The sequence below is a fragment of the Candidatus Frankia alpina genome (assembly GCF_902806485.1).
In the GTDB taxonomy this organism is placed as follows: Bacteria; Actinomycetota; Actinomycetes; order Frankiales; family Frankiaceae; genus Frankia; species Frankia alpina.
Genome location: NZ_CADCWT010000048.1, coordinates 1 through 25,076 on the forward strand (window position 1 = coordinate 1; position 25,076 = coordinate 25,076).

The 25,076-nt window shown below is 73.2% G+C and carries 19 protein-coding genes and 3 pseudogenes; 12 read left to right on the top strand and 10 right to left on the bottom strand.

All coding sequences use genetic code 11. The features are described 5' to 3' along the window. The first annotated feature begins 526 nt into the window (after positions 1–526). From G6R25_RS08110 to G6R25_RS08125, 5 genes and pseudogenes are all read left to right on the top strand, one after another. Positions 527–1,642, top strand: a complete 1,116-nt coding sequence (locus G6R25_RS08110) for a dolichyl-phosphate beta-glucosyltransferase (RefSeq protein WP_336500914.1) — start codon at positions 527–529, stop codon at positions 1,640–1,642. Continuing rightward, positions 1,633–1,887 (top strand): hypothetical protein, encoded by a 255-nt coding sequence (locus tag G6R25_RS08115; protein ID WP_163552478.1) that lies wholly within the window; start codon positions 1,633–1,635, stop codon positions 1,885–1,887. Before G6R25_RS08110 ends, G6R25_RS08115 begins: the two co-directional genes overlap by 10 nt. A gap of 266 nt (positions 1,888–2,153) precedes the next feature. Beyond that, positions 2,154–2,534, top strand: a pseudogene (locus G6R25_RS28740) (alpha-(1->3)-arabinofuranosyltransferase domain-containing protein); the annotation flags it as partial. Between the two features lie 199 nt (positions 2,535–2,733). Continuing rightward, positions 2,734–6,078, top strand: a complete 3,345-nt coding sequence (locus G6R25_RS08120) for an alpha-(1->3)-arabinofuranosyltransferase domain-containing protein (RefSeq protein ID WP_268904107.1) — start codon at positions 2,734–2,736, stop codon at positions 6,076–6,078. Between the two features lie 190 nt (positions 6,079–6,268). Continuing rightward, positions 6,269–6,835 carry a RyR domain-containing protein gene (locus G6R25_RS08125; RefSeq protein WP_163552479.1) on the top strand — a complete coding sequence of 189 codons (567 nt, stop codon included), beginning with the start codon at positions 6,269–6,271 and terminating at the stop codon, positions 6,833–6,835. 10 nt (positions 6,836–6,845) lie between these two features. On the opposite strand, the gene G6R25_RS08130 is transcribed toward G6R25_RS08125, so the two are convergent. Further along, entirely contained in the window at positions 6,846–7,493 is a 648-nt protein-coding gene (locus G6R25_RS08130; protein WP_235947784.1) for a hypothetical protein, read from the bottom strand. Positions 7,494–7,992: 499 nt separating this feature from the next. Here G6R25_RS08130 and G6R25_RS08135 point away from each other — a divergent pair, with 499 nt between their 5' ends. Continuing rightward, entirely contained in the window at positions 7,993–9,414 is a 1,422-nt protein-coding gene (locus tag G6R25_RS08135; protein WP_235947787.1) for a condensation domain-containing protein, read from the top strand. 53 nt (positions 9,415–9,467) lie between these two features. Here G6R25_RS08135 and G6R25_RS08140 read toward each other — a convergent pair whose 3' ends face one another. Continuing rightward, positions 9,468–11,096, bottom strand: coding sequence for a glycosyltransferase family 4 protein (locus G6R25_RS08140; protein ID WP_163552481.1), 1,629 nt, complete (start codon positions 11,094–11,096; stop codon positions 9,468–9,470). A gap of 142 nt (positions 11,097–11,238) precedes the next feature. Here G6R25_RS08140 and G6R25_RS08145 point away from each other — a divergent pair, with 142 nt between their 5' ends. Next, positions 11,239–12,684, top strand: a complete 1,446-nt coding sequence (locus G6R25_RS08145) for a lipopolysaccharide biosynthesis protein (RefSeq protein WP_163552482.1) — start codon at positions 11,239–11,241, stop codon at positions 12,682–12,684. Positions 12,685–12,828: 144 nt separating this feature from the next. Beyond that, positions 12,829–15,324, top strand: a complete 2,496-nt coding sequence (locus G6R25_RS08150) for a hypothetical protein (RefSeq protein WP_163552483.1) — start codon at positions 12,829–12,831, stop codon at positions 15,322–15,324. Positions 15,325–15,327: 3 nt separating this feature from the next. On the opposite strand, the gene G6R25_RS08155 is transcribed toward G6R25_RS08150, so the two are convergent. Both G6R25_RS08155 and G6R25_RS08160 read right to left on the bottom strand, forming a co-directional pair. Continuing rightward, a complete protein-coding gene (locus G6R25_RS08155) occupies positions 15,328–15,816 on the bottom strand; it encodes a GNAT family N-acetyltransferase (protein WP_165699171.1) in 489 nt (162 codons plus the stop codon). 74 nt (positions 15,817–15,890) lie between these two features. Next, complete coding sequence (locus tag G6R25_RS08160) at positions 15,891–16,160, bottom strand: type II toxin-antitoxin system TacA family antitoxin (protein WP_136447701.1); 270 nt, start codon at positions 16,158–16,160, stop codon at positions 15,891–15,893. 123 nt (positions 16,161–16,283) lie between these two features. Here G6R25_RS08160 and G6R25_RS08165 point away from each other — a divergent pair, with 123 nt between their 5' ends. Continuing rightward, entirely contained in the window at positions 16,284–17,081 is a 798-nt protein-coding gene (locus G6R25_RS08165) for an aldo/keto reductase (RefSeq protein WP_235947789.1), read from the top strand. 44 nt (positions 17,082–17,125) lie between these two features. Here the strand turns inward: G6R25_RS08165 and G6R25_RS08170 are convergent, their stop codons facing one another. Both G6R25_RS08170 and G6R25_RS08175 read right to left on the bottom strand, forming a co-directional pair. Beyond that, on the bottom strand, positions 17,126–17,911 hold the full coding sequence (locus G6R25_RS08170) for an ABC transporter permease subunit (RefSeq protein WP_163552485.1): 786 nt from the start codon (positions 17,909–17,911) through the stop codon (positions 17,126–17,128). Next, complete coding sequence (locus tag G6R25_RS08175; RefSeq protein ID WP_163552486.1) at positions 17,908–19,086, bottom strand: ABC transporter ATP-binding protein; 1,179 nt, start codon at positions 19,084–19,086, stop codon at positions 17,908–17,910. The genes G6R25_RS08170 and G6R25_RS08175 overlap by 4 nt, the downstream gene beginning before the upstream one ends. A gap of 569 nt (positions 19,087–19,655) precedes the next feature. On the opposite strand from G6R25_RS08175, the gene G6R25_RS08180 reads away from it, so the two are divergent. Then, complete coding sequence (locus G6R25_RS08180; protein ID WP_336500910.1) at positions 19,656–21,440, top strand: PP2C family protein-serine/threonine phosphatase; 1,785 nt, start codon at positions 19,656–19,658, stop codon at positions 21,438–21,440. A 48-nt stretch (positions 21,441–21,488) separates the two neighbouring features. Beyond that, positions 21,489–22,187, top strand: a pseudogene (locus tag G6R25_RS08185) (DUF4230 domain-containing protein); the annotation flags it as partial. 64 nt (positions 22,188–22,251) lie between these two features. Here the strand turns inward: G6R25_RS08185 and G6R25_RS26495 are convergent. The 3 genes and pseudogenes from G6R25_RS26495 to G6R25_RS29555 form a co-directional block, all read right to left on the bottom strand. Next, positions 22,252–22,584: a thioesterase domain-containing protein gene (locus tag G6R25_RS26495; protein WP_235947793.1), complete on the bottom strand. Its 333-nt coding sequence runs from the start codon at positions 22,582–22,584 to the stop codon at positions 22,252–22,254. Continuing rightward, entirely contained in the window at positions 22,563–23,288 is a 726-nt protein-coding gene (locus G6R25_RS26500) for a thioesterase domain-containing protein (RefSeq protein ID WP_235947795.1), read from the bottom strand. Before G6R25_RS26500 ends, G6R25_RS26495 begins: the two co-directional genes overlap by 22 nt. Positions 23,289–23,463: 175 nt before the next feature. Further along, positions 23,464–23,664 (bottom strand): annotated as a pseudogene (locus G6R25_RS29555) (AMP-binding enzyme); the annotation flags it as partial. Between G6R25_RS29555 and G6R25_RS29560 the strand changes: the two are divergent. Next, positions 23,579–23,800: a hypothetical protein gene (locus G6R25_RS29560; RefSeq protein ID WP_336500918.1), complete on the top strand. Its 222-nt coding sequence runs from the start codon at positions 23,579–23,581 to the stop codon at positions 23,798–23,800. The pseudogene G6R25_RS29555 and the gene G6R25_RS29560 sit on opposite strands and share 86 nt — an antisense overlap. Positions 23,801–23,887: 87 nt before the next feature. On the opposite strand, the gene G6R25_RS26505 is transcribed toward G6R25_RS29560, so the two are convergent. Continuing rightward, the coding region (locus G6R25_RS26505; RefSeq protein ID WP_268904106.1) for an AMP-binding protein at positions 23,888–25,076 on the bottom strand (1,189 nt) is incomplete at its 5' end.

Sequence of the window (25,076 nt, forward strand, 5' to 3'; positions counted from 1 at the left end):
GGGCTGGGCGGGCGCGGCGGCGGCTCATGGACCCGTCGCCCCATCGCCCACCGGCCCCGCGATCGTAACCGGCAGGCGGGGCGGATTCCGCAAGGCCCGTCCCGCCCCGCCCCGTGGCGATTCGGCGCCGGAGGAATGGGCCTGTAGTGCTTCGGGTGGCCTTTCCTTGCTGCTCGCAAGATCAGACGAATGTCCGACCGTCCGGAGTTCGTCGCTTTCCGTGATGGATCATTTTCGCCTGCCCGACCCGTCGTTGCCGACCCCCTGTCCGATCTGTAACGCGGTGTCCGTATGCTGGGCGCCGCTAGGGGAGCGCCCGATAACCGTACGTATGGCCGATAAGTGCCTCCTCGCGGAGTAAGGGGATGAGGTCGGATGGCGGACTTTGGTGCACATACATTGACACTTTTGGTGAATCCCCTGAAACTACATGCTGATTTCGTCCGGCCGTCACCAATCGCTGCGCCCTCGCCGGCGTCTGTCACCGGTCCCGCCGTCGCGGCCTAGGAGTTGAGTCTTGGACAGCGTGCCTGTGAGTGTCATCATCCCGGCCTACAACGAGGCGATGCGCCTGCCCGGTTCGCTGCCCCCGCTGGTGTCGATGATGCACAAGATTCCCGACGCAGAAGTGATCCTGGTTGACGACGGGAGTACCGACGGCACCGCCGCCGTCGCGGAGGAGCATCTCGCGGGGATACCGGGCGGCCGCGTGCTGCGGCTGCCGTGGAACTCGGGCAAGGGTGCGGCGGTGCGTGCCGGAGTCTCGGTTGCGTCCGGCGCCTCGATTGTGTTCATGGACGCCGACGGCGCCTCGGATGTCAACGATCTGCCGTTGTTGCTGGCCGCCCTGGAATATGCCGAGGTAGTGCTCGGCTCCCGTCGCATCGGCGACGGCGCGGTGCGCAGCAGCGGCCGCCGGGTCGGTAGCTGGGCCTTCAATCAGATCACCCGATCGTTGGTCAGCCTGGACGTTGCGGACACCCAGTGCGGTTTCAAGGCGTTTCGCGGGCAGGAGGCGAAGCTGCTGTTCAGCCTCGCCCGCTCGTCCGGATTCGGCTTCGACGTCGAGGTGCTCTCGATCGCCCGTTCGATCGGATATCGCATCGCCGAGGTCCCGATCCGCTGGGCGGAGATCCCCGGCGGCACGTTCCGAGTGACCCGGCACACGCCGGCGATGATCGTCGATGTGGTGCGGGCCCGCCGCTACCTTGGCCGCGCCGCACCTGGCCTCGTCGTGTCCACTCCGCCGCGCCCGCCGGCCGCCGGCGTGCCGACCGGGTCCGCGGTGGCCCCCCCGGCGTCCGCCGCGGCGGACCAGTCCGGCGCCGCGGCTCGCCGGGAGCCGGGGTCGGCGGGCGCGGCGTCGCCGGGCTCGGCCGCTCCGCCTGCGCGCGGAGGTCCGGCGGGCAGCCCCGACCGCGCCGTTGGCCCCGACCGCGTCGTCGGGCCCGGTCAGCCGGTCGCCGGTTCAGTCCGGCGGGCGCCACTGTCGCCGCCGCGTCGCCCTCGGCCCGAGGCCGTCCAGCCGGCCGCGGCGCGGCGCGTGGACCTGGCTCCGGACGCCCGGGGCGCTGGCCCCGTCCGCACGGACCTGGTCGTGCTCGAGTCGGCCGCACCTCGGACGACGGGGGTGTGGGCCTGATCCTCCCGGGTACCACGATGGGTCTCCCGAACCCGGGTGTGAGCCGGCTCGCGGGCCCCGGGGGCGCCCGCCCCCTCTCCGGGGGGACCGTCGACGAACCCGTCGTGACCATCCTGTCGCCGGCCGGGGAACCCGGCGCCGCGCCCGCAGCCGCGCTCGCCGTGGCCCTAACGGCGTCGGCGGGCGGCGGCGAGGTGTCGGTGTTCTCGGCGCCCGAGCGGGACGGCGCAGCCTGCTCGTCATAGCGGACCCGTACCTGCCGGGGGGCGGGAGGGGACGGGATGCACCGGGCGCCAGCCGGCCAGAGTGGGGCGAGATGGTCCGGTTCCGACACCGTAGGTAGGGTCGTGCCTACCTGCTCTCGACCCTGGAGCCAGTGATCCCTTCCCCCGTCGGCGGTCCCGTCGCGACAGCGACTGGCCCGCGCGCATCCCGGTCATCGGCCGCATTCACCTCCGCGCCCGCCTCCCCGTTGCGCGCCCACCGGACCTCGCGGTGGCCGCTGCTCGGGATGGCGGTCGGTTACGCGGTGCTCTACCTGCTCCAGGCGCCCGGCCGGCTGACCGCGGACACCAAGCTCGACGTCCCGCTCGACCCGTGGGGCTTCATGGGCCGGGCCACCCACCTGTGGAACTCCCTCGCCGAGTTCGGATACCTGCCGAACCAGTACGTCGGATACCTGTTCCCGATGGGGCCCTTCTTCGGCCTGGGCAAGCTGGTCGGCCTGCCGCCGTGGGCGACGCAGCGGCTGTGGATGGCGTTGCTGCTCACCGTCTCGTCGTGGGGCGTCGTGCGTCTCGCCGACGCGTTACGCCTCGGCGTACCCGTCACCCGGGTGCTGGCAGGGCTCGCCTACACCCTGTCGCCGATATTCCTCGGCAAGGTCGGGGCGACCTCCGTCGCGCTCGCCGGCGCGGCGATGCTGCCCTGGATCACACTGCCGCTCATCCTCGCGCTGCGCCCCGACGGCGCCCTCGGCGCGGACACCGGCACGGCCGCGCCCGAAACCGGGGGGCGGGCACGATCCCGCGGCCGACCCGACGCGGCGGCTGTCCCCCCGCCGGGCCGCCGCGCTGTCGGGCCTCGCCGTCCTGGGGACCGGCGGCACCAACGCCACCGTCACGCTTTGCGTGCTGCTCTGTCCCGCGGTGGTGCTCGTGTTCGCGGGCGGGACCCGCCGGGCGTGGGCGCTGCGGGCCTGGTGGGTGGTGGCGGTCATCCTCGCCTCGGCCTGGTGGGTGTTGGCGCTTGCGGTGCAGGGCCGGTACGGACTGAACTTCCTCCCCTACACCGAGACCGTCCAGACGACGACGGCGACCACGTCGGTCGCCGAGGCGCTGCGCGGCGCGGCGGACTGGATGGCCTACCTCCAGCTGCCGCGCCCCTGGCTGCCCGCCGCGACCGAGTACGTCTCCCGGCCGGTGCCGATCGTCGGTTCGGCGGCCGTTGCCGCGATCGGGCTGTGGGGGCTGTCCCGCCCCGACCTGCCTGCCCGCCGGTTCCTGCTGGTGACGCTCGCCGCCGGCACCGTTTCCATCGCCGCCGCCTACCCGGGCGACCCGGGCAGCCCCTTGTCGGGTGTGGTGCGCGATCTGCTCGGCAACCAGCTCGGCTTCCTGCGCAACGTCTACAAGTTTCAGCCGGTGGTGCGGCTGCCGATCGCGCTGGGCGTCGGGCACGCGCTGACCGCCCTGCCGCCCCGGCTCCGCCGGGCCCGGAGCCGGTGGGACTGGGCGCGCCCCCGGGCCGGCGTGACGACGGCCGCCGCCGCGGTGACGGTGGCCGCGCTCGTCTGCGGCATGACTCCCGCGCTGTCCGGCCGCGCTTTGCAGCCCCGCCCGTTCACCGCAGTGCCCGACTACTGGGTGCAGGCAGCCGACTGGCTCGGCGGGAACCCGCAGGGCGGCCGGACGCTGATCTTGCCCGGTTCGCCGTTCGCCGAGTACGACTGGGGCCGTCCGCTCGACGAGCCGTGGCAGTGGCTGGCGAAGACGCCCTGGGGGGTTCGCAGCCTCATCCCGCTCGGCGGCACCGGGGTGACCCGGCTGATGGACGGCATCGAACGCGAGCTGGCCGCGGGCTCCGCGCCGGGGCTCAGCGACGCGCTGGCCCGGGCCGGCATCGGCCAGATCCTGCTGCGCAACGATCTGGAGCAGAAGGACTGGGACATTCCCCCGTCCACCGACGAGCTGCACCGGGCGCTGCGATCCTCCGGACTGACGCCGGCCGCCTCCTTCGGCCCGCAGGTGCCCGCGCGCGCCTCGGCGAAGGAACGGCTCGTCCCGGCGCTGCGCAACCCCAAGCAGAAGGTGCCGGCGCTGGAGATCTGGACGGTGCCGACGGGCGCGAAGCTCGTCCAGTCCTACCCCGCCGACGGAGCCGTCGTCGTCTCCGGCGGGCCGGAGGCGACGGTGCAGCTTGCCGCGCAGGGCCTGCTCGGCGCGGACCGGCCCGTCGTGCTCGCCGCCGACCTCGCCGACCCGTCGGCCTCGGCGACGGCGGCGGCGTCGACGGGCCCGAATGCGATCAAGGTCGCGCCGCGGGAGGTGATCGGGCCGTCGACCGCCTGGGTCGACACGGACACCTTCAGCCGCCGGGACAGCACCTTCGGCATCGTCCACGACGCCAACTCCTACCTGCTCGGGCCGACCGGCAACGCCGTGGGCAAGGCCGGGGAGCCCCGCCAGTGGGCCGAGGACGACGTGGCCGGCCACCAGACCGTCGCCGGCTTCGCCGGCGGCATGTCGGTCACCGCCTCCTCCTACGGCTACGACCTGCTCGCCGCGCCGGACCTCGCGCCCCCGTCCGCCGTCGACGGGTTCACCGCGACGGCTTGGACGGCGATGCGCAAGCCGGGCACCACCTCCGCCGGCCAGTGGATCCAGCTCGACGTCGGCCGCCGGATGACCGTGCCTTACCTCGACATCCGGCTGCTGTCGGAGGGCCCGTGGCGACCGGCCGTGCGGGCGATGCGGGTGACCAGCGAGACCGGTGCCGTCGTGACCGACGTGTCCCCGGTGGAGGACATCCAACGCCTCGCCGTCCCGCCGGGGGAGAGCCGTTGGTACCGGATCGGGTTCGAGCGGGTCGACCGGGAGAACGACGACACCCTCGGCGCCGGCATCCGGGAGATCAGCGTCCCGGGCGTCACGTTCGACCACTACGCGCAGCTCCCTGACGACGTCGGCGGGCTGTTCGCCGGGGCCGGCCAGGGGGACGTCGCCTTCTCGCTGGCCCGGCAGCGGGTCGACCCGGCGCAGCCGTTCGGCGGGTCGGAGGAGCTGGCGCTGTCCCGCCGCTTCGACGTGCCCCGGGAGATGACCTTCACCGTCAACGGTACGGCGAGCTTCCTGCCGCCCCCCCGGGGGACCCCGGCCGCCGACGACGAGCCGTTGGTCGTCGACTGCGGCAGCGGTCCCGCCCTGGTCGTCGACGGCAAGCGCTACCCGCTGCGGATCATCGGGCGCACCAGCGACGTCACCTCGGTGCTGCCGGTGAAGGTGTCGCTGTGCACCGACGGAAGCCGCCTCACGTTGCCGCCCGGGGCCCACCAGCTTCGCGTCGACCAGGGCCTGACCTCGATCCTCGTCGACTCCCTGGGGCTGGTGGGTGCCGGACACCAGCCGGCCGGGCAGGCGGCGCGCGCGACGGCGGTGCGCCAGTGGGGCGCGGAGCACCGGACCATCCAGATCGGGGCGGGCACACGGGCGTTCCTCGCCGTGCGGGAGAACGCGAACACCTCGTGGACGGCGAAGCTCGGCGGCACCACCCTCACGCCCCTGCGCCTCGACGGCTGGCAGCAGGGTTGGATCGTGCCGGCCGGCGCCGGCGGCACCATCCTCATCGACAACGTTCCCGGCACGGAATACCGGCGCAACCTCATCGTCGGGTTGCTGCTGGTGGTCCTGCTCGTCGTGCTCGCCCTGCTGCCGGCCCGCCTCCGGCTGCGGCGGCGCTCCGACGAGAACGGGTACCCGGCCTTCCCGTCCGTGCCGCGGGCGGCCCGTGCGGCCGGCGTCGCGCGGTCGTCGGGGGCGGTCGCCCGGGCGGTGTGGACCGGGCTGGCGATGGTGGCGCTCGCCCTGGTGGCCGGCCCGGTCGCCCTGGCGGTGCCGGTGCTGGTCTGGTTCGGGCGGTCTCGGCCGTGGGCGCTGGCATGGTTTGCCGCGTTCGCGATGCTCGCCTCGGGCATCGGAGTCGCGGCGCAGCCGAACAGCCAGCCCGGATCGGGCCACGGGGCGTTCGGCGTGCCCGTGCAGGTTCTCGGCTCCCTGGCGCTCGCCGCGGTGCTCGCCTCCCTGGCCGTCTGGGGCTGGGAACGGCCCGCGGACCCGGACAGCCCCGGACCCGCGGACTTCACAGCGGACGGCGACGGTCCGAGCTCCCGCGGCCCCGACGGTGGCCGTCCCTTCGGTGACGGCGGTCCGTACGGCTGAGGCCCCTACAACGGCCCGACTGGCGGCCCTCGCGGCGGTCCGTATGACGCCGGTAGTCGAGGATCACCTGTCGGGAGGCGGACTTGGGATGGCGAGACGCGGACCGGAAGCAAGAGACTCGACTAGCGTCACCGCGCCACCGGCAGTTCGGCGCTTGTCCGCCGTCCGTTTACGAGGGAGACACCGGGCCATGACAGCGGTTGTGAACGGACCCTCGCCCCAGCAGTCCGGACCGGCCTCCGCCTGCGGGCTGGGCGCCTCGTCACAGGTCGACCCGGGGTCCATCGAGCGGATGGCGCAGACGATCCACCGCCGCTACCTCGAACACGAGCTCGGTGAGCGGCACGAGGCGGGCTCGCGCCCGGGGCTGCGGCCGTGGGCGGAGCTGGCCGAGCCGCGGCGGGAGGCGAACAGGGCGCAGGCCGCCTACTACGTGGCGATCGCGCGCAACCGCGACTGGTCGGTCGTCTCCGCCGGGCCGGACGGCGACCCGTTGACCTTCACCGACGCCGAGATCGAGGAACTCGCCCGCGACGAGCACGTGCGGTGGCGCCGGCACAAGGAGCGGCAGGGCTACTCCTACGGACCGCTGCGCCGCGACGCCGGACCAGACAAGCGGCACCCGTCGATGGTGGGCTGGGAGAAGCTCAGCGATGAGGACCGCGAGCGCGACCGCGACGTCATTCGCAACATGCCGGCCGTGCTCGCGCAGGCGCGGCTGCGGGTTCTGTGCCGGCCGGCCGCTGACGCGGGCTGAGCCGAGGGCGTCAGTCGAAGCCGTTCTCCCGCAGCCACCGGCGCCGCCGGCGGGCGAGCAGGAGCCGAGTGATGCGAGGCCGGCGGGCGAAATCCTCCTCGAGGATGCGACGATGGACGGTCGCGTCCTCGGCATATCGGAAGCCGTCCTCGTCCGTCGATTCGCGATAGCCCATCTCGACCAGATCCTGGGAGTCGGGGGTGCGGTCCACCCAGTCCAGCAGGAACGTGCCGGCGGCGGGGAACTCCACCGCCGCGGCGGTGAACTCGTGGGATGGGCCGAGGTGCAACAGGCTCGCCGTCCGCCAGAGCGGGGCGAGCGCGCGTAAGTCGTCGCGGTCATCCATGCTGCGCAGGCTGGCGAGCCCGACGGCAAGCAGCCCCCGGCGCAGCAGGCCGGGGTCAGCGTGGCGAACCGCGAGTGAGGCCATCCGCAGCCCGAAGGCCCGCAGGGTCTCCGCCTCCACCTCCGGGTGGACCAGCGCCAGGAGCTGCTCGAGACCGCTGCCGCGCCGCGTCTTGTCCAACAGCTCGACGATGGCGAGATCGCGGTCGTGGGGAATCGTCTGATCGGCGTAGTGCGTCAACGATCCGCCCATGAGGCAGACGAGGTCCGCGAGTTCGATCCGGTCCGACGGGCACCTGTCGTCGCCGGTCATCGCGCTCCTTTCCGAGCGGGCACGGGTCGCCGCCGGCTGTGGGCCGTGGGCGGGCAAGGTCGAAATCCTTCCAGGTCCCGACGATGATGACTAGTCGGTAACAGGCGGTGACAGGGTGCCCGTTTCGGGACGGGGGGTAGTACGAGGGTGCGGGGCGCAGGTAGACCTTTGGGATTCGTTACGCCTCCACGCCGACTACCTGGCGTGAGCATTGGGCCGGTCCGCGGGCGGGTCCTACCTCGCCGGCCAGGCCTGTTTAGGGGTCTCTGCCAGGCGATGTCGCGGTTCGTGGCGGCCCCGGGAGGAGGGGTCCGGGCGGGCCTGCGGCGGGTGCCCTGTGCCCAGGGCGGGCGATTTCGCCTGGTTACGCTTGACTAGCTCCTCGACGGCGACGCGCGCCATCGCCGTGAAACCGCGAGATCCCCTGCAGAAAGGCCGGCCTACGACAATGGGATTGGCGCAGGACGGCGGCGCTTCGGCACCGCCGATACCCGATCGGGTGTTGACTCCGGGTGAGCAAATTCTCGCCGCCTCGGACCGGGCAAGTGCGCCGCTGACCTGCGGCCTGTTCGTCCAGACGACTGGGCGGCTGGATCCGGCACGGCTACGGGCCGCAGCGTGGGCGGTGATCCGTCGTCATCCGATGGCTCGTGCCGTGCTGTATGGATCCCGCCAGCACGCCTGGCGGTTCGCCGCCGAACCGACGGCCGATCCGGTCGGCTTCGTCGACGACGGAACCGACGGGTGGCGCATCCACGAGATCCTGTCCTCGGCGCCGTTCGACCTGCGCCGCTACCCGCCGGTCCGGGTGGCGCTGGTTCATCGACCCGACGGCGACCAGCTCAGCGTGGTGGCCCATCACCTTGCCTTTGACGGACTGCGGCTCGTCGCGCTCGTCGCCGAGATCCTCGACCACTACCGGGAGGCGGCCTACGACGTCGACCGCGACGGCGCCGTCGCCCCGGACGAGGGGCACCGCGGCGTGCCGGCGGGCGTGCAGCCGCTGTCCCGCGCCGGCTCGCCCGGCTGGGCCACGCTCGTCCGCCGGTCCGGGCGCTACATCACGCCACTGGCGGTGGGGGGCGACGGCTACGGCTTCCACCCGCTGATCCTGGCGGTGCCCACCGGCCGGCGGATGCTGCCGGACGGTCGGCGGATGACCATCAACGACCTGCTGATCGGCGCGGCGCACCTGGCGATCGACCGGTGGAACTCCCGCCGGGGCGGGGGGTCCAGCCGGCTGCGGATCCGGATGCCGATCGACCTGGCGTCCTCGCCGTCGTCGGCCGCGACGACGTCGTTCCCCGCGCCGGGCGGGATCAGAGGCAACCGGACCGGCCTGAAGATCATCTCGAGTGAGGTCGTGGACCGGGTGGACTCGCTGCAGCTCGCCGTCCGCGTGGTGGAGCAGACCGGCCCGGCCAAGCAGAACGTCCCGCCGGTCGTGCCGGGGCTCTCCGGCGCGCTCGGGGTCGCCGCGGCGCGGTTCGTGCCCGGCCCGTGGCGCAGCACGCTGCTGCGCTGCGGGGTCGCCGCGGGGCGCCCGGTGCTCGCCCCGACCGCCACGGTGAGCAACCTCGGTCGCTTCGACGACCTCGCCGGGGCCGCCGGGCTACCGATCAGCGCCGTGTACTTCACCGGGACGGCCGGGATGCCGCAGGGGTTGTTCATCGGCGTTCTCGGGATGGGCGACAGCCTGTACGTGACGTTCGGCTACCACCGCCACCTCCTCGGCCCCGGCTCGGTGCCGGCCTTCGCGGATCTCTACCGGGCCGCCTTCGTCGAGCTGGGCGACACCGACGCCACCTTGCCGACGCCGGCGACCGTGCCGACGCCCGCCGTGGCCAGGGCACCGCGGCCGGACCGCGCGGCAGCCCCGGTGGTGACCGCCCGCCGCGGCGGGGCCGTCCCGTCGCGCTGAGGAGAGGCCGGGCGGCGCGCCGGTGGGCCGGACGCACCGCCCGGCCGGGACGTTCACCCGCGGCCGGCGGACACCCCGATGGCCGCCGGCCGGGATCCGGCGGCCGGCGGCGCGCCGGCCCCCGACACCAGCTCGCGGCTTGTGGCAAGCAGCAGGTCCTCTCCGGTGCCGGGGCGCAGCCGGGCCTCGGTGGACACCCCGGCCCGGGCCAACGTCGCCCGGGCGGCGGCCTCGCCGGCGCCGTAGAGGACGGCGACCGCCTCGGCACCGTCGGGATCCGGCCGATACACCAGGTCGGTGCGGCGCAGGGCGGGGCGGGGCGCGCCGGCCGGCAGCGTGAACGCGGCGTGGGTGAGCTCGTCGTCGACCCGGCGGCGATCGCGCGCCACCCTCCCCCCGCGGCCCGCGCCACGCGCCTGCGCCAGCCGGTCGATCTCGGCGGTGACCACCCGGGCGAGCAGCTCGGCGCCGGCGTCCCAGGTGAAGCCGGCCGCCCAGGCCCGCGCGGCCGCGCGCAGCCGGGCTGCGGCGGGCGGATCGGCCAGCGTCCGCAGCGCCGCGCCGATCGTTCCCGCCAGCGGCACGCCCTCGTCGACGAGCCAGCCCGTCGTCCCGTCCCGGACCGCGTTACGCAGCCCCGGCACCCGGAACGCCACCGCCGGCACCCCGAGGGCGGCCGCTTCCAGTACCGACAGCCCCCAGCCCTCGCCGTGCGAGGGGTTCACCGTCAGCCAGGCCGAGGCGAGCAACCGGTCGCGGGTGGCCGCGTCGGTGTAACCATGCCACCGAACCACGTCGCCGCCGGGGGGGGTGCTCGTCAGGCCGAGCGCGACCGCACGGGCGACCAGCCGCTCCCGGTCGGGGCCGTCGCCGACAACATGGACGGTGAGGCCCGGATGAGCGGCGACCAGCGCAGGCAGCGCCTCGAGGAGCAGGTGCAGCCGCTTGTGCGGCACGAGCCGGCCGACGCAGACGATCGTCGGCGCCGCGGCGGGACGCCCCACCGCCCGGTCCATCCCATCCCCCGAGGACGCCATGCCGGCGGAGGGGACGGAGGCGGTCACGCCGTTGGGGACGAGGAAGCGCGGGCCGGGCAGGCTCAGCACCTCGCGTGCCTCCGCCCGGGTCGAGGGGGAGACGACGACCACCGGGCGGCGCCCGTAGACCAGCCGGCTGCCCGGCGCCTCCAGCAACTGCCCGACCTTGGCCAGCGGGCCCGGGAAGTACAGCGGGAACTGTTTCTGGTGGACATGGTGCAGCACCTGGACGATCGGTGTGGACGCCGGCAGCACCAGCGGGCTGAAGAACGGGATCCCGTTCTGGCAGTCGACGACCGCGTCGACGCGGTGCCCGGCCCGCCCGAGGCTCGCCAGCCGGCCCAGCACGGACGGATACACCCCGAAGGTGCCACCGCCGCGGCGGACGTCCACCCCGGCCACGTGTTCGGCCACCGGGAGCACCTTCCCCCCGTCCCGGGCCGGCCGGGAGGTCAGCAGCGTGACCCGCGCGCCGGCCGCCGCGAACCGCTCGGCGATCGACTGGCAGAACAGCTCGGCCCCGCCGGCCTGCGGGTGGTCCTGATCACGCCAGTTGAGGAACACCACGTGCCGGCCGGCGAGGGTGGACAGGTACCGGTGCTCCTCGAGCCCGGTGGGATGCGGCGTGCTGGGGTTTTCGATCACCAGTGGCGTTCCTCTCCGGTCGATCGACAGGGCTTAGCATGTTCGCCTGCAACCTACAGATGTCGGAAAAATCAGTGGCACATACCATGGCCGGTGTTCCGTCGCGGGTGATCGACGTGTTCCGTGCCCGATGGGGAGACTGATGGCGAAGCCCTCGCGAGAGGCTGTTTCCGGCCTGCTGGCCGGCCCGGCAGCCCTGGCAGTCGCCGGCATGCTCGTCAACGGCTGTAACCTGCTGATGAATCTCATCGTCGCGCGTGCGCTGGATTCCGATTCCTACGGCGCCGTGTCCGTTCAGGTGAGCATCTTCCTGATCCTGTCCGTCGCCGGTAATGCCCTGCTCATCGCCGTCGTGCAGCACGAGACGTCCGGTACCGGGGACACCCGCCGCGAGCAGTGGTCGTGGATCCGCCAACTGCGCGGTGCCTGCGGTGTCGGGATCGTCGTCGCCACCGTCGCCGCCCTGGTGCTGTCCCGGCCGGCGGCGGCGCTGATGTCCTACCCCCACCCGGTGGCGATCGCCGAGGCCACGATCGGGGCCGCGCTGTGGACGCTGCTGTGTGTCGAGCGCGGCCTGATGCAGGCGCGTGGTGCCTACCAGCGACTGGCCGTGAACTTCGTGGTCGAGGGTTTCGTCCGGATCGGCCTGGTGATCGCCTTCGTCGTCGCGGGCATGGGGGTCAACGGGGCGGGGCTCGGCATCGTCATCGGGGTGGTCGTGGGTGCCGAACACGCGCGCTGGGCCGTTGCCCGCACCCCGCGGCTACCCCGCCCGGTCACCGCCCGCCGGTGGTCGGCACCGCTGCCCGAGGACGGCGTCGCACCGGCCACCGGCCCGATCCCGGTGCCGATCCCGGCCCCGCGGGCCAGCGCCCGCCAGAGTGTCATCGCCGACACGACCGTGGCGCTCGGCGCGCTCATCCCACTGGCCCTGCTCCAGAACATGGACGTCGTCATCGTCGGCTGGCTGGGCACGGACGGGGTGGGCGGCTACGCGGCGATCTCGACGGCCTGCAAGGTGCCGGTTTTCATCGGGCTCGCGGTGGCCAACTTCCTGCTGCCCGAGGCGGCCCGGTGGCGCAAGGAGGGCCGTGGGGCCGGGGCGACCCTGGCGGTGGCCCTGGCGTTCGTCGTCACGCCCGGCCTGTTGCTCGCCGCGATCGGCCTGGTCGGGGCGAACTGGCTGATCGGCCTGGTCTTCGGTCCCCACCTGACCGGCGCTGCCCCTGCGCTGTGGGTGCTGGCGCTGAGCATGACGCTGCTGGCCGTCACGCTCATGTTCACCACCTACCTGCTCGGTGCGGGGGTGCGCCGGGTGGTCGGGGTGCTGGCGGTCGCCACGGTGGCGACGGCGGGGGCGTTGGTCTCGGCGGGCGGGGGCTCGATGGCGACGGCCACCGCGGCGCTCGCCGCCGAGTCGGTGACCGCGCTCGCGGTCGGGCTGCTCGTGGTCCAGCTCCATTACGCCGACCGGCAGGCGGCCCGCGGGACGGTCGGGGATGCCGGTCGGGCTGGCGAGGACGCGTCGCTCGGTGCCGCGTCGATCAGTGAAGCCCGACCCGAGGAAGGCTTTCCCGCGCCGGTCTAGGCCCCCCCGGACGGGCGTGGACCTTGGACCATGTCCGATATGTCGTTCTGATCCGTCGGGTACGGTCGTCCTACTCGGCCGGGGGTCCCCCCACCCACCGGCCTTGAGAGGCCCCACCGGCGTTGAGAGGCGAGGCCACCGCACATGCCAGCCAAGATCCGTTCGGATGCCGACGGCGGTGAGCGCGGGCGCACCACAGTCGGCAGATCTGGCCGTCGTCGCGGCAGGGACGCCCACGACGGCCGTGACCGCGCAAGCCGTTCCGACACCGCGGCTCCGGACGCCCCCGACACCGGCGCCGACGTCGACGCTGCCGGCCCGGCCACCGCCTCGGACGCTGCCGGCCCGGCCGTCGGCGCCGTGGATACTGGCGCCCCGGACGCTGCGGCGCCGGCCGGCGAGGCCGGGGATCGCAGCCCCACCGGCCGGGGCGGCCCTCCCGCCGACCACGGCACCGCCGACCACGGCACCGCCGACCACGGCACCGCCGACCACGGCACCGCCGACCACGGCACCGCCGACCACGGCACCGCCGACCACGGCACCGCCGAGCACGACACCGCCGACCACGGCACCGCCGAGCACGGCACCGCCGAGCACGACACCCTTCCTGGCCGTGGCAAGCAGGTCCGGATCGGTAGGAAGGTCCGTTTCGGGAAGAGTCATGCCGCCAGCGCCAGCGCCAGTGACAGCGACGACGGCGGTGCGGGCAGCCACGACCATGACACCCTGCCGGGCCGTGCCCGTATCCCCATCGGCGGTGACCCCGACCCTTCCGCACACGGTCGCCGTGCCCGCCGCCGGGGCCGGGCCGGCCGGCGTGACCGTGCCGCCGAGGCCACCTGGATCGGCGCCGCCGAGCTACCCGGCGCCGACCCGCCGCAGGACCCACCCGAGCCGAGCGCGGGTCCGGACGGCGCCGGCGCCGCGGGCCCGGAGCGAACCCGGCCGAGTCGCCGCCGGCTGCTCGTGACCGCCGCTGGGCTCGGCGCGGCCGCGGGTGGCGGGCTCATCGCCGGGCGGCTGCTGTCGTCGGAGGGGTCGGTGCCAGGCGGTCTGCCCCGGGGCCAGCCGTCCGCCCCGGTCGGTGGGGTCACCGCCGGCCCCTCGGTTCCGGCCGGCTCGGTGACGAGGCTGCCGGAGAACCTGCTGACCATCTACGGTGCGCCCGGCTCTTTCGGAGAGTTCGACAGCGGCCAGTCGACGGTTCGGGTCACGGAGGTGCCCGGGTGGAGCTTCGGACCCGGCCAGGCCGCGTTGATGTCCGCGGTGGCGGCCGACGGCACCGTGTTCGTGACGACCACGCCGTTCTCCGACGACCAGTCGAAGCTGACCGGCACCGACATGGAGATCGAGGTCTTCGAGCCGGACATCGAACGATTCACCCGGCTGGTGATCCCGTCGACGAAGGGCCGCCTGAGCCTGCCCCGGCTCGATCCGATCTACCGTGGCGTCGGGGGCGGGGACACCTCCGACGTGATCGTCGCGCCCGGCCCGGACGGCGCCCAGCGGGTGCTCTTCACCTCGCTGATGCCGTACTTCGGCTGGAACACGGCCCTGGACGGGGAGCTGCCGAGCGTCGGCCAGCTGCGCCGGGACCAGCAGGGCCAACGGTGGGTGTACGACCAGGAGGAGTCCTGGACAGCGGCGCAGCTCGCCACGACGGCCCCGCCGTACGTCGCCGCCCAGGCCTTCCCGGTGCTCGGGCCGTTGCAGCCGCGTTCCTCGCGCGGGCCGTCGTCCATCGCGCGTCTGCCGCGCAGTGGGCACCTCGTCATCACCCAGTACCTGGGCAAGGGCGCCGGTGGAACTGACAACGGGGCGCTGCTCGTCGTCGACCCCGCCGGCCACGTCCTGGCGCACTGGCAGTATCCGGAGGTCCGGCCGCTGGGCATCGGGCTCGTCGTCAACCCGCGGGAAGTCGTCGCCGATCCGACCAGCGAGCCGGACGACGAGCGGTTCGTTCTGATCAGCGACGTGCGGGGCCTGGATTACAGCACCCAGCCGTTCCCGATCCAGGAGTTCTCCTACTCGGCGTCGCGTGGCAGCATCACCCCGTGCAGCACCGCGGTGCGCGCGGTTCAGGACGGCTCCCGGATGGAGTCCGCCGTGTTCGGCGCCGACGGCACGCTCTACGTGGCGCGGACGAAGATCGACGGCCTGCGCGCCGAAACCGTCGCCGTCTACCCGAAACTCGGCCGCGAGCGTGGCCTGGTGACCCGCACGCCGGCGACCGGCAACTGGCCGGTGGACACCTGGGGCATCGCGAACCAGCCCGACTACCTGGTGGCCGGCACCGACCAGGGCGGGCTGGTCCGCAGCATCACCCTCGACCCGCGGACCGGCGCGATCCTGCTGGCCGGCCTCGACGGCCTGGTGCAGGTCGTGCGGCCGGCGGGGCGCGGCACGCGGATGACCTTCCGCACCGGGCAGCCCATCGACGTGGGGCTGAACATGCTGCGCGGCCCGTCGACCCGCTACGTCGGCGTGCGCCGCGGCGCGGTCGACCCGCTGCGGCGCAGCCTGTGGCTGCCCGTCAACCAGATGGTGCTCGACGGTCTGCCCTGGCCCTACCCGCCGTTCAAGCTCGACCAGTGGTTGATGCGGGTCGACCTCGACGTCCTGCTGGGCGATGACTGATGCTCAGCCGGCTGCCGCGGCGCGCAGCGGCAGCGCCAGCAGATGGGGATCGAACCGGGCGTCGCGGAAGCCGAGGTGACGGTAGAAGTCGCGCCCGGGTACCCGCATGGCATGGGCGAGCAGCAGGGGGAGCCCGACCATGCGATGCACGGTGAGTGAGCGCATCACCGCGTCGCGAACGAGCCGGGCGCCGATGCCGCGGCCCTGGTGGCGCAGGTCGACCGCGAGCCGGCCGATGAACATGGCCGCGACCGGCTCGGTCGGCCGCCGCGAGCGCCGCCGCGAGCCGGGAATGCGTTCCACGGCGGCCGTCGCCAGGCAGTAGTAGCCGGCGATCCTGCCGGCATCGAGGAGCACGAACGTGTTCGTGGTCCGGTCCTGCTGGTGTTCGAGGGCGTGATGACGCAGCCAACCGTCGAGCAGGTCGTCCCCGCTGTTGAAGATCGTGCGATCCATCGTCTCGGCCAGGGCCGCGGGCTTGGTCAGGGGCACTGCGTGACATCCTTCTTGCCGGGTCGGGGCGCGGTCGGAAGGCGGTGGGTGGTTGCCGGTGGACGGCGGGCGGACTACTCCGCGCCCGGCTCGTCGTCGAGCAGCCGCCGCAGCCGGGAGGTGTCCGCCGACGGGGCATCGAGCAGCGCCTCGAAAGCGCCCCAGTCCGTGTCCGGCACGCGGAACAACCGCCGGTCGGCCAGCACCTCCTGGGCGTACCGCTTCATCGCTTCGACGGCGAAATCCTCGAGGGACATGCCCTCACCCTCCGCGGCGGAACGGATGAGGCCCGCCTCGTCCGCGGGCAGCTGTACGGCGAGCCTGTCGTCCCTGGCGGCACTCATGCTGGCAGTCTGCTCTCCGCGCGTCCGGGCCCGCTCGCTGGGTCCGCCTCATCGTGACAGAAAGGTCAGCGCGCCGTGCCGCCTTCGCCTGTTCCTACCGTCCCCCTCGCCCATGGTGCTCGGATGCCGCTGCTCGGGCTCGGGACCTGGCCGCTGGACGACCGCGCGGTCTCCGGCGTCGTCGAGCAGGCGATCGGGCTGGGTTACCGGCTGATCGACACCGCCCACAACTACGGCAACGAGAAGGGGGTGGGCGCCGGCGTGCGCGGCGCCGGGGTGACCCGTGAGGAGCTGTTCGTCACCACGAAGTTCAACAAGCGCTCGCACAGCGTGCGGGGGGTGCGCCGGGCGGTCGCGCAGAGCACCCGGCGGATGGGGCTCGACTACGTCGACCTGTTGCTCATCCACTGGCCCAACCCGTGGCGGGACCGGTACGTCGATGCCTGGAAGGGTCTCATCGAGCTGATGAAGGACGGCCAGGTGCGGGCCATCGGCGTGTCGAACTTCAAGACGACCCACCTGGACCGCCTGCTCGCCGAGACCGGGGTGGCCCCGGACGTCAACCAGATCCAGCTCGACCCGCGGCTCGGCCGGGACGCGGTCCGCGCCTACCACGCCGAGCACGGCATCGTCACCGAGGCGTGGAGCCCGCTGGGTGCCGGCACCGGCCTGCTCGACGAACCCGCGATCACCCGCATCGCCGCCGCGCACGGCCGCAGCCCCGCGCAGATCGTGCTGCGCTGGCACGTCGAGCTCGGCGTGGTGGCGGTGCCGAAGTCGGCCAGCGCGGCCCGGCTGGCGGAGAACATCGACGTCTTCGGCTTCGGCCTCACCGCCGAGGAGATCGCAGCCATCGCCGGCCTGGATCGCGGCGCCGCCGGCGAGGCCGACGCCCTGGACTCCGACGTCTTCGGGCACTGACGTCCCCCAGGCACCGGCACCTGGCGGCCGCCGCCGCGGGGCGGTCAGGCGGTCATGTCCCGTCTTCGGAAGATCACCAGGGCGAGTAGCAGCATGACGCCCGCGTAGAGCACCCCACGCAGCAGGGCGTCGGCGTAAGGCATGGCGTAGGCGGCGCCACCGGTGGCGATCTCCTGCATGAGCTGGACCGGCAGCCAGGAATGCGCCGGACGGTAGATGCGCGAGATCAGCATCTCCACCGGAAGCGCGTAGGCCAGCGCGACGGCGATTGCGGCCGCCGGCCCGCGCAGCAGGATCGCGGCCAGCGCCCCGATCGCCGCGTACCCCAGTGAGCCGAGGCACAGGTTGACGAAGCCGGAGCCAAGCTCGGCCAGCTCTGCCCCACCGCTCCAGGCGGTGGTGGACACCCCTCGGGCCGGCGCGAGCAGGAACGACAGCCCCACCGAGACGACCGTGGCCGCCGCGACGATCACAACGACGAAGGTCGACAGGGCAAGCAGCTTGCCGGCGAGCAGCCGAGCCCGGTGCGGTTGGGCTACGAGCTGGTTGCGCAGGGTGCCGTGGCTGTGATCGCCGGCCAGCGATGCGGCGACCACCGACAGCGCCACCACCCCCAGCAGGATGCTGACGGCCTGCACGCCCTGGATCAGGCCGTCCGGCTGGGACAGGGCGGCGGCGGTGACCGGATCGCCGTCGAAGTCCCGGTGCCCGACGGAGAAGAAGGTCAGCACGGTGCCGAGGACGGCACAGGCGACCACGGCGCCGAGCGTGCCCGCAAGCAGTCGAGGCCGTAGCAGGGGCACCAATTCGGCCCGGAATGTTGCGATCATGTTGCCCCCCCGCGGCTGTGGGCCGGGTCGAGCCCGGCGCCCGCGGGCGGCGGCACGCTGCCGTCCGGCTCCTGCCCGGCCTGGGTGGATCGGACCAGGTCGCCGTCGATCTCCCCGGTGACTCGTAGGAACGTCTCCTCCAGGTTGGGCCGGTGGGTACGCAGCGAGCGCAGGGTGATGCCGGCGTGCATCGCGAGCCGGTTGAGGTGGGCGGCGAGGCTCTCCGAGGCGTGCGCGGTGACGACCGGCCAGCGGCCCTGGGCGGCCGAGGCGCTCGGGGGGCCGTTGCGTAGATCGATCTCGACCCGCAGGCCCTCGTCGCCGAGCAGCCCGGCGAGCCGGCGCGCGTCGGCATCGTGCTCGGGGATCATCAGAATGCGGGGGTACTCGGCCGCGAGCAGGTCGGTGACATGCCCCTGGAACAGCATCCGGCCGCTGTTGATCATGACGAGGTGGTCGCAGATCTGCTCGACCTCGGTCAGCAGATGGCTGGAGACGAAGATGGTCATCCTCCCGCCGGCGAGCTGGCCGAGCAGCGCCCGGATCTCCCGGATGCCCGCCGGGTCCAGCCCGTTCGTCGGCTCGTCCAGGATGAGCAGGCACGGGTCGGGCAGCAGGGCCGCGGCGATGCCCAGGCGCTGCTTCATCCCGAGCGAGTACGAGCTGAATCGGTCGTCGGCCCGCTCGCCCAGGCCCACCTGCCCCAGGACCTCCTCGACGCGGCGCTGCCGGCGGGTCCGGTGCCAGCCACCGATCCCGCGCAGGATCGCGAGCTGATCGAGGTTGCGCCGGCCCGACAGGCCCGGATGGAAGGTCGGGCCCTCGATCATCGCGCCGACTCGGTGCAGGTAGCGGTCCGGCTCGGTGATCGGTTCGCCCAGGACGTGCCCGTGCCCGGCGGAGGGCCGCAGGAGGCCCAGCAGCATCCGCAGTGTGGTGGACTTGCCGGCGCCGTTCGGCCCGACGAAGCCGGACAGCGCCCCGCGGGGCACCTGGAGGTCGAGATGGTCGACGGCCCGCCGGGCGCCGTAGCGCTTGGCCAACCCGCGGGTCCAGATAGCCGTGTCGGAGCGGGCCGTGCCTGCCGCACCGTCCATGACGGCCGGCGAGGCGGCCGGCGGGTCGGCCGGGCGGTGGTGTGCGTGGGCCGGGTCGGTGGCCGAACCGGAAGACATCGTGATGCTGCTCCCACCCTGTGTGTCGAAATGCCCGCCGCTGGGGCGCCCCGCGATGGCGAGCGTCGGGAGTGCGACCGGGGCGGCGCCCGAGTGTGCTCGCGGCCTGGTCGGGGAACGTGCGCTCGCGGAAGTCAGGGGGCGCCACGTCCACGGATGCCAACGACTCGCCCGCGGTCGGGGTTCCGGCTCCGCGGCTCCATTCTGCGCTTTCCCGCTGACGGAGCTCATCACCCGCCGGCCTCGACGAGGATGGGCAAAACACCCTTTTCCCGGTATTACCGGCCGAGCCCGCCTTTCGCGCCTGAGGCCACCGGGGTGGTTTTCTGGCGGCCGACGCGGTAGCGGCGTCGTCGGTGATGTCCAGGCGCCCTGGATCGTTTTCTTTTTCGGCTGACGGGGTGTGCCGGGCCTGTCCGGTTGCGGCGAGGGCCGCCTGCCGGGAGATCGGGTCGATCGCTCGGGATCTGGGGTCCCGGTCACCCGCCACAACCCGCCCCCGACGGGTGGACGACAATCCTGGTGTGGGCGAAACGGCTGGCCTCCGGCGCGGCATTCGGACGCTGACGTTGCTCGCGAGTCTCGCGATCATCATGATGCTCGTGCTGGCCGTGGCCTCGGCGTTGCGGTCGCGCAACGCCGCCGCCGAACGGAGCAAGCATCTGGACCCGGCGGCCACGACCACCGCGATGCTCCTCGCCGAGTTCGTCGATCAGGAAAGCGCACTGCGCGGTTACATCGCTACCCGCGACCGCGGCTTCCTCACGCCGTTCGACGACTCCGAGCGCTCGGTTCCCGTGCTCACGGCACGGCTGGATGATCTGCTGGCCGACCTCCCCGACCTCCCCGACCTCCCCGACCTCCCCGACCTGCGGGCGCAGCGGGCCCGGGTGGATGCCGCCTACAGGACCTGGCGGCACGACGTCGTCGAACCGGAGCTGGCCGCGATGGCCCGCGGCGACGTGGCCGAGGCCGCCGGGATCGTCCGCGCGAGCGCGCGGCGCGACTTCGACGGGCTGCGCCGCCAGGCCGCCCGCCTCGCCGATCAGATCGACCGCGAGCAGGTCGAGGCGTCCGGCCGGGTAGAGAGCGCTTCCGTGCTGCTGCTGAGCTCGTTCGCCAGCGCGATGTTCGTCATCCTCGGTGTCCTGGTGACCCTCATGGTTGTGCTGCGCCGCTGGCTGCTGCGTCCGATCGGCGCCCTGCAGCGCTCGGTCAACGCCGTCGCGGCCGGCCGTTACGACACGCGGATTCCCTCGGTGGGCCCGGCGGAGATCGTGGCCCTCGCGGCCGATGTCGAGACGATGCGCGCCCAGCTCGTGCGCCTCGTGCGGCAGAACGAGCGGTCCTGGGAGGCCCTCGCGCAGCAGGGACCCGCCGTCATCGCGCTGCGCGACGCGCTCACCCCCTCGCTGCTGCGCGCCCGCGGGCTGATGCTGCACGGCCGGGTCGATCCGGCTCAGGGGGAGCTCGCGGGGGACTGGTACGACGCCTTCGAGTTGCCCGACGGGTGCGTCGCCGTGGTCGTGGGCGACGTTTCCGGCCACGGCGCCGCCGCGGGCGTCTTCGCCCTGCGGCTCAAGCAGCTCCTCGACGCCGCGCTGTCCACCCGCGTGGGCCCGGCGGCCGCGGTGGAATGGGCGGTGGAGAACCTCGGTGAAACCGAGGAGATGTTCGCCACCGCCATCATCGCCGTCATCGATCCGCGCAGCGGGGAACTGCACTATGTCAACGCCGGCCACTCCGACGCGCTGCTGCTGCGCCGGGCCGGGCCGGCCAGGGCGATGGCCGCACCGGCCCTCGCGCCGTTCGGCACCGACCTCCGGCCCGCCCCACCTGTCCTTCCCCGCCCCGCCGAGCCGCCCGCCGGTGACGCGGCGGCGAACGTCGGCGCGGTCGGGAATTCTCAGCCGCCGGCCACCGTCAGCGCGGTCGTGGGGTCGGCGTCCGGCGCGCGCCGGCCGCCGACGAGCCCGGGGGCCGCGTCGAGGGGGGACGGCCGGCTCGCCGCCGCTCAGATCGTGCGGCTGCCCCCGACGGGCCCGCTGATGTCGGGCCTGCTCGCCGCGCCCGGCGCGTGGGAGACCCGGACGCTGTACCTCGAACCGGGCGATGTGGTCATCGCGTACACGGACGGACTGGTCGAGGCGCGTGATCCCGCCGGGCACCAGTTCGGCACGCACCAGCTGATCGCGGAGATCCTGCGCGACCCCGGCCGCACCCCGATGGCCCTGCTCGACGACGCCTTCGACGCCGTGCGCCAGCATGCCCCGGGCCGGCAGGGCGACGACCGGACCGCGATCCTGCTGGCTCGGACCAGCGAGCCGGCGGCCCTCGCCGACGAGTGGTCATAACGCCGACAATCGGCGTGGTTACCGGGGTTTCCGGGTACATCACCGACCATGAACGACGAGCCCGGCACGGACCGGCCCACCCGCTCGAACCGGACCCTGCGCTCCCTGCCGTCCGGCTTCAGCCCGCTGCGGCTGATCGCCACCATCCTGCTCGCCGTGCTCGTCGTCGGCCTGATCGCGGTGGTGGCCGGGTGGCGGCCCAGCCTCAACCCGTTCAAGGAGCGAACGATCGACCGCAGCTCCCCGGCGGTGCTGCGCTCGCTGGAGGACCTCAGCGCCTATCACGCCGCCGGCGCCCACTTCGAGGTCGGCGTCGATCTTGAGGACGACACCAAGTGGATTCCGGCGGCGCTGAAGGGCGAGCGCACGCTGTTCGTGGGGGTCGGCACGGTCGACTCGATGGTCGACTTCGGCCACCTCAACGCCGATGCCGTCACCGTCTCGCCGGACCGTCGTTCGGTGACCATCGAGCTGCCCAACCCGACCCTGTCCAAGCCGGTGCTGGACCTCGAACACAGCTACGTGGTCGCTCGCCAGCGCGGCGCGCTGGACCGGGTCGGCGGCCTGCTCGGCGGGGTCAGCAGCGACAAGGGGCTGTACCAGAAGGCCTCGTCGAAAATGACCGGCGCGGCCCGGACCGACGGCCAGGTCATCGAGCTGGGCAAGAAGAACACGACCGCCATGCTGCGCGGTCTGCTGGGGGCGCTGGGCTTCACCGACGTCCGGGTGACCTACGCCGCTGACCGGTGGCCTCCCGGCACCGCCCCGGTCGCCGGGCGGTGCCGGGGAACGCCGTCGTCCCGGCCGGGGCTCAGCGCCGAGCCGCCTGCTCGGCCACCACCCGGTCGATCTCCGTCTGGAAATGCTCGGAGATCTTGATGATGTGTGGTTCTCGAAGCAGATAGAAATGTTCACAAGGAACATAGTGGGTGTCGTGGCTGCCGGTGAGGAAGGCCGACCAGGCATCCTCCGAGTCCGGATTTTCGGCCGATCGGTAAACGAGGGTCCGGCCGGCCCAGGACCGCGGCCGGTAGAACCTTTCGAGTAGCCGATCGTGATTGAAGAAAACGTCGAACTGCTCGGGTCCGCCGAACTGCACCACACCGGTCAGCGGAATCTGTATCATTTTCTTGAGTGTCGCCATGTTGGTGAAGTTCGTCCGCTGTTCCGGCAGTAGCCGCTGGGTGAAGCGGGCCAACCGGTGGCGGTAGTTGTGGGCATGCTCCTGCGCACCACCGGGCGCCGCCGGGGTGCCGACGCTGCTCCCGGGCCCCCCGAGCTCGGGGGGCCTGCGGCCGGCGCCGCGCCGTCGTCGTCTCCGGGCGTGATCCGCAGGGAGGACGACAGGTAGGTGTCCATGATCGACAAGAGGCTGACCTCGTCACCGGCCGCCGTGAGCTGCTGGGCGATCTCCATCGCGATCAGACCGCCGAGGGAGTGCCCGGCCAGCAGGTAGGGGCCCCGCGGCGCGATGATCCGGATGATCTCCAGGTGGCGGCGGACGGTCTTCTCCACGCTCCAGTCCGGGAAGCCGCGCCGTTCCAGGCCGTGCGCCTGGAAGGCGTAGACCGGCTGGTCGTCACCGAGCCGGCGGGCCAGCGAGTGGAAACCGAGCGCGAGCGCGCCGGCTCCGGCGAAGCAGAACAGCGGCGGGCGCGAGCCGGTGCTGCGCAGCGGCACGACGGTCGGGTGGCGGGGGCCGGCCTGCTGGGCCAGCGAGACCATCCGGGCGAACGCGCCGAGCGTGGGGGAGTCGATCAGCGTCGACGAGGGCAGAGAGACTCCGAGCTTCTCGTTGACCTGGGTGAGCAGCTCGTTTGCGGCCAGCGAGTCGCCGCCGAGCTCCATGAAGTCGTCCTCGATCCCTACCTCCTCCAGATCCAGGACCCGAGTCCAGATGTCGGCGACGACGATCTCCCACTGGGTCCGCGGCCGGGCGGACCCGACGGGCGCCGCGGTCGACCTTGCCGCGTTCGTTGCGGGGCAGCTCCGCCAGCGCCACGATCGTCGTGGGCACCATCCAGACCGGCAGCCGCTCGCGCAGCGCCCGGCGAATGCGCACCGGGGACAGCGTGTTGCCGTTCACCGCCGGGACGACGTAGGCGACCAGGCGGTTCTGCGTCCCGGTGGTTACCGCGGTGACCACCGCCTCGGCGATCTCCGGGGAGTTCAGCAGGGCCGCCTCGACCTCGCTCGGCTCCACCAGGTATCCGCGGATCTTCACCGCGGCGTCGCGCCGGCCGAGCAGCACCACCGTGCCGTCGGGCTCGAACCGGCCGAGATCGCCGGTGCGGCAGGTGGTCCGGCCGTCCGGGCGCGGGGTGAACTTCTCCGCCGTCAGCTCCGGGCTGCCCCAGTAGCCCGCGGACAGGTACGCCGAGGTCACCTCGACGTCGTCCGACTCGCCGGGCCCGGCGAGCGTGCCGTCCTCGCGGCGGAACACCACCTCACTTGCCCCGCGCGGGCAGCCTCGCGGGAACCGTGCCCGCGGGCAGCGGCGCGTGCGGCGGAGTCTCGAAGAAGCCCAGCGAGGCGATCTCGGAGGCACCTGACCAGTTCACGTAGGTGCAGGAGGCGGGTACGTGCGGGCGCAGCGCGGCGATGTCGCGGCCGTAGGCGGCTTCGCCGCAGGTGGTGACGATCCGCAGGTCGGCGAGGACCTCGTCCGGTTCGAGCGAGCCGAGCAGCGCCCGCAGCAGCGACGGCGTGGTCTGCAACGCCGTCAGATGCTGGGCGGTGATCCAGTCGGCGAGGCCGCGCAGCCCCGCCGCCCGAGGGTCGTAGGCATAGAGGCCCGCGCCGTTGAGCAGGCCGAACACGACCACGGTGATCCCCGCCGCGAACGAGTACGGCAGCACCAGCGCCAGCCGGTCGCCGGGTGCGAAGCCGAGCCGCTCCGCTCCGGCGTAGGCATCGCACAGGAACGTGCCGTGCGTCCACACCACGCCCTTGGGCGCGCCGGTGGAGCCGGAGGTGAACACGACGCAGGCCGGATCGGTGAGCTGCGGCTCGGGCCACCAGACCGCGTCGGACCCGTTGGCGGCGATCCACTCGGCGCCGTCACTCGCCGCGGCCGCCAGGTCCAGCACCAGCCGGGGACCGTCGCCGGCCAGCAGGTCGAGCAGCGGCTTCGGGTCGACCGCCGCCGCGGTGGCCAGCTGGGACTCCACCGGCTGCAGGCCCACCGTGGACCGGGCCACGGAGCCGTCGTCCAGGTCGGTGATCAGCGTGGTGCAGCCGGCCTGGCGGATGATCTGAGCCATCCGCTCGGCCGGCACCATCGGGTCGAGCGGGACGACCGGCCGGCCGGTCGTCATCGCCGCCAGCACCCCGAGCAGCCCGGGGACCCCGTGCGGAAGTAGCGTCGCCACCGGGCCGTCCTCGGTCGCGTCGAGCCGCCCGAGCATGGCCACCCCGATGTCATCCATGCGGCGATCGGTCTCGGCGAACGTCATCGTGACGCCCGCAGACACCAGCGCCGGGGTGTTCGGCAGCCGGGCGGCGACCTCGCGAAACCGGCTGACCACCGAGGCCGGCAGATCATCGAAGTCCAACGCGGGGAAGGAGACGTCACTTCCGGGCGCCACGACCGCCAGAGCCGCGCGCCGATCGCTCTCGTTCAATGCCACTCCTTCG